This window comes from Pauljensenia hongkongensis, from assembly GCF_001746855.1.
Lineage (GTDB): Bacteria > Actinomycetota > Actinomycetes > Actinomycetales > Actinomycetaceae > Pauljensenia > Pauljensenia hongkongensis.
The window spans coordinates 1,989,756-1,994,179 of record NZ_CP017298.1 but is presented as its reverse complement, the minus strand read 5'-3'; the positions used below and the strand labels follow the sequence as shown (position 1 = coordinate 1,994,179).

Genomic DNA, 4,424 nt, shown 5'->3' with positions numbered 1-4,424 from the left:
CCCCCTGCCCCTGGCGCACCGCGGGCCGAACCGGCTCCGACGCCCTACTCTTGGCCTATGAGCGAGTACGACGTCCTGGCGCCGTGGGGCGCTGACGGCCCCGCCCCCGTCGGGCGCTGGCGCCAGGACCTGCTGGGCCCGGCGTACCAGTCCCGCACGATCGAGCTGCTCCCCGACGAGGAGGGCGACAACGTCGCCACCCTGGTGCGCTACCGGCCCCGCAAGGACCCCGGGGCACTGCCCGGATCCCTCGGCTTCCCCCGCTTCGTCGCGCTGTACGTCCACGGCCGCAACGACTACTTCTTCCAGACGGAGCTCGCCCAGAACACGGCCGCGTCGGGGGCGGCGTTCTACGCGCTCGACCTGCGCAAGTACGGCAGGTCCCTGCGCCCGTGGCAGTCCATCGGCTTCACGGATGACCTGACCACCTACGACGAGGAGATCGGCGAGGCCCTCGACATCATCCGCGAGGACCACCGCTCGGCGCCGCTGGTCCTGGTGGGCCATTCGACGGGCGGCCTCATCGCCACCCTGTGGGCGCACCGCCACCCGGGCGCGGTCCACGCCCTGGTCCTGAACTCCGCGTGGCTGGAGATGCAGTCCCTCGCGTCTCTGCGCTCGGCGATGCAGCCCTTCATCGGGCAGATCGCCCAGCGCTCGCCCATGTGGGAAGTGCCCACGGGGGGCTCCGACTTCTACGGCCGCTCCCTCGCGGGAGGGTGGGCCGCCTCCGGATTCGAACTCCCCGAGGAGCTGCGCGGACGGCCCGGCGACGGGGAGGACGACCAGGGCGCCGACTCCGCCCCCGCCCCGTCGGACCCCGCGGTCAGCGGATGGGACTACGCGCGCGAATGGAAACGGCCCGAGTCCTACCCGGTCCCGGCCGCGTGGCTGGACGCCATCATGGCCGGCCACGACGCGGTCGAGAAGGAGGTGCGCCTGGAGTGCCCCGTGCTGTCGATGATGTCGACGTCGTCCTACACGGGCGAGGCGTGGTCCCCCCGGGTGTTCTCCTCCGATGTCGTCCTCGACGCCGACGTGATCGCGCTGCGCTCAATGTCGCTGTCGGATCTGGTCACGATCGCGCGGCTGCCGGGCAAGCACGACATCTTCCTGTCCGACCCGGCGGTGCGCGCCCGCGCCTACTCGATCATGAGGGGCTGGCTGGAGGCCTTCGCCTGATGCACCGGCGGCCGCCCGCGACAGGGCGCCACCACCCCGCCCGGCGCGCTGGTGCGGGGCCTCAGTGGCGGGCAGGGCCCCGATAAGCGGGGGCGTCCGCGTACTCGCGCATGATCTCGCGGTTGATCTCCGCCAGGGACTCGGCCAGGGTCGGGCCCAGCCGATCGCCCAGGTAGAGCTCGTTCCACCCGTCGTAGTCGCCGATGCCCCGCGCGTTGAAGAGGATCTCGATACTGGGGTAGGTGAGCCCGTCGCATCGGATCGCGCCCGAACCCGTCAACGCCAAGTCGGACGGCATGCGCAGGTCGGTGCGGGCGACCAGGGGGACGTCCTCCCCCAGGATCTGCCCGAGCGCCCGCAGCCCGTCCTCGTCGCGGTCCAGGACCGGCAGGCCCGCCTCGCGCGCGGCCGCCACCTCGGGGGGATCGGCCTCCACATCGGCCGACGAGGCCACGGCGGCGTCCATCGCGCCCCCGTCGGTGAGGGGCCCCTCCTCGTCGCTTTGGGGGACGAAGGGGGCCGGGGGCTCCTCGTCGGTGGAGTAGGCGACCGCGCCGTGCGCCCTGAGCCGGGGCGTGGGTTTGGTCCTGGGCCCGCTGAAAACGGTGGGATCCGGATCCCCGTCGCCGCCTGCGGCCCCGTCGCCGTAATCGTAGCCGTCGCCGTCTGGGTAGGCGCCTTCCTCCGCCCCGCCATCGGCGTAGTCGTCGTACTCGTAGTCGTCCCCGTCGGGGTAGGCGCCCTCGTCGGCGTAGTCGCCGTAGTCCGCGCCCCCGGCCGCGTCCGAGGCGTAGGCGGAGAGCGCCCCGTCGCCGTACTCCGGCCCCTGGTCGGCCCCGCTGCGCTGCGCGCCCACTGGGACGGCGGAGGGCGGCGCCGGCTCGATGCCGAAGTAGGGCGACTCCCCGAGCACTGCGATCGCCGGATCGGCGCCCCGGTCGCCGATCTGCGGGATCTGGTCCTGGCCCCCTCCGACCAGGTGCGGGGAGTGCATGCCGTAGAGCCTGGGGCCGACGGCGTCGACGTCCAGGAAGAGGCGCCCGTTGCTCATCTGGCGCAGGCTCATGGCGTGGACCTCCACGCCCGAGCTGGCCAGGACGTCCAGGGCGGGGCGCACCGACGGCTCGATGGCGGCGGCGACCATGATGAGGCGGGGGCCCGGTCCGGCGGCCGTGGGCATGGACTCGCGGAACTTGTTCCAGCCGACGCGGAAGCCCTCGGGGCCGCTGGGGTACTCGTTGGCCAGGTCCACCCACGACAGCGCCGCGATCTCGGCCAGGCGCGACAGCGAGGCGATGAGGGTCTTCGAGTCCAGCGTCTGCAGGATCTCGACGGAGACCACCTGCCCTGTGACATCGAGGGCCGTCAGGCGCGGGGGCGCGTCCTCGCCGTCACTGGTGACATCGCGCCAGGTGACTGGGAACAGGGGCCGCGAAACGATCTGGAGCACCTGCTGGCAGACCGCATCGACCAGCTCGGGGTCGAGCTCGGAGGCGACCGGGTATCCGAACTGCGCGGGGACGAGGTGCCCGTCCTCGAACTCGAACAGAGCCATCAACTACTCCCCTCGGACAAGTGTGCTCGCTTTCATTGTTTCACAGCGCCCTCAAATTTCCCGGGCGACACAGGCATATGCGATGCATACCACGTAAGCATACGTACGGCCTTCCCGGCATGTCCGCACAACGCCGGTCCCGATCCGTCCTTCCACCTGGTTAGAATACGCGAAGGGCTATACTGGGGCACCTCAAGAACAGGATGGAGCACATGGACCACGCCGAGCCGACGCAACCACCAGTGGAAAAAGCCCCCCCGATGACGCCTCCGCCGGCGCACCCCAAGGACTCCGGCGGCGCCCGGTTCCCCCTTTCGACGAGCACCCCCACCGGCCCCATCCCCGTCGTCCGCCGCCGCCCCGTCACCGGGAAGAGCCTGAGCGACCACGTGCTCGCCAGCGGCGCCGAGCCCCCCGCCTACCCCGACACCGCGCTCCCCGACCGCGAGCCCGCGTTCCCGGACGCCCCGCCGCCTCCCCGCGAGCCCTCCACGGCCACCAACGCCTTCCCCACCCCCAGGCGCCGCTCCCCAAGGCACTGAGCCGCCCGCCCCGTCGGCCGCAGTGGGACGCTCCGGCCCGGGGCCGCCCCGCAGTGCCACAATGGCACCATGAACGGGTCGAAAGCACTGGCCGCGCTCGCCGCAGCGGGAATCGAGGCCGACGCCTCCACGGGCACTCGCGCCCGCTACTCGACGGACGCCGGGCTCTACCGGATACCGCCCGAGGTCGTCGTCTTCCCCCGCGACACCGACCAGGTGCTGCGCGCCCTGGAGATCGCGCGCGGCCTCGGCGTCCCCATCACCACGCGCGGCGGGGGAACCTCGTGCGCGGGCAACTCCATCGGCCCCGGTGCCGTCATCGACTTCTCCCGCCACATGAACCGCGTGCTCAGCATCGACCCCCGCGCGCGGACGGCCACCGTCGAGCCCGGCTGCATCGGCTCCACCCTGCAGGAGGCCGCCCGCGCCCACGGGCTGCGCTTCGGCCCCGACCCCTCCAGTCAGAACCGCGCCTCCATCGGCGGCATGGTCGGCAACAACGCCTGCGGCCCCCACGCCACCGCCTGGGGCCGCACCAGCGACAACGTCGTCTCAATGGAGTGCGTGGACGGGCGGGGGCGCCGCTTCACCGCCTCGTCCCGCCACGGATCCGCGATCCCCGAGGTCCCGGGGCTGGCCGCCCTGATCGGCGCCAACCTGGCTCCCATCCGCCGCGAACTGGGGTCCTTCGGACGCCAGGTGTCCGGCTACTCCCTGGAGCACCTCACCCCCGAGGGGGGCCGCAACCTCGCGGCGATGCTCACGGGCTCCGAGGGGACGCTGGTCACGCTGCTGTCCGTCACGGTCCGCCTGGTCCCCCTGCCCACCGCGCCCGTCCTCGTGGCCCTGGGCTACCCCGGAATGATCGAGGCGGCCGACGACGTGCCCACCGTCCTCGGGCACTCGCCACTGGCGGTCGAGGGCATGGACAGGCGCCTCGTGGACGCCGTGCGCCGCCACAAGGGCCCCGGCGCGGTCCCCGCACTGCCCGACGGCGACGGGTGGCTGCTGTGCGAGGTGGGCGGCGCCGACGAGACCGCCGAGGACTCCCTGGCCCGCGCACGCGCGCTCGCCGGGGCCGCCCACACCAACGCCGTCGTCGTCTACCCGCCCGGCGACGAGGCGGCCGCCCTGTGGCGCATCCG

4 protein-coding genes are annotated in these 4,424 nt (G+C 72.9%); 3 read left to right on the top strand and 1 reads right to left on the bottom strand.

Annotated features, from left to right (window positions below):
- Positions 1-57: 57 nt before the first annotated feature.
- Positions 58-1,182, top strand: coding sequence for an alpha/beta hydrolase (locus BH719_RS08235; protein ID WP_009744375.1), 1,125 nt, complete (start codon positions 58-60; stop codon positions 1,180-1,182).
- A gap of 61 nt (positions 1,183-1,243) precedes the next feature.
- Here the strand turns inward: BH719_RS08235 and BH719_RS08230 are convergent, their stop codons facing one another.
- The gene (locus BH719_RS08230) at positions 1,244-2,737 is read right to left on the bottom strand and encodes a hypothetical protein (RefSeq protein ID WP_009744374.1); all 1,494 of its coding nucleotides are present in this window, start codon (positions 2,735-2,737) and stop codon (positions 1,244-1,246) included.
- 260 nt (positions 2,738-2,997) lie between these two features.
- Here BH719_RS08230 and BH719_RS08225 point away from each other — a divergent pair, with 260 nt between their 5' ends.
- Both BH719_RS08225 and BH719_RS10240 read left to right on the top strand, forming a co-directional pair.
- On the top strand, positions 2,998-3,279 hold the full coding sequence (locus BH719_RS08225; RefSeq protein WP_034218880.1) for a hypothetical protein: 282 nt from the start codon (positions 2,998-3,000) through the stop codon (positions 3,277-3,279).
- 69 nt (positions 3,280-3,348) lie between these two features.
- Positions 3,349-4,424: FAD-binding oxidoreductase (locus BH719_RS10240; protein WP_009744372.1), on the top strand; the 1,076-nt coding region annotated here is incomplete at its 3' end.

Coding starts and splice junctions, on each gene's coding strand:
- BH719_RS08235 (WP_009744375.1), top strand. CDS start 58: ATGAGCGAGTACGACGTCCTGGCGCCGTGGGGCGCTGACGGCCCCGCC.
- BH719_RS08230 (WP_009744374.1), bottom strand. CDS start 2,737: ATGGCTCTGTTCGAGTTCGAGGACGGGCACCTCGTCCCCGCGCAGTTC.
- BH719_RS08225 (WP_034218880.1), top strand. CDS start 2,998: ATGACGCCTCCGCCGGCGCACCCCAAGGACTCCGGCGGCGCCCGGTTC.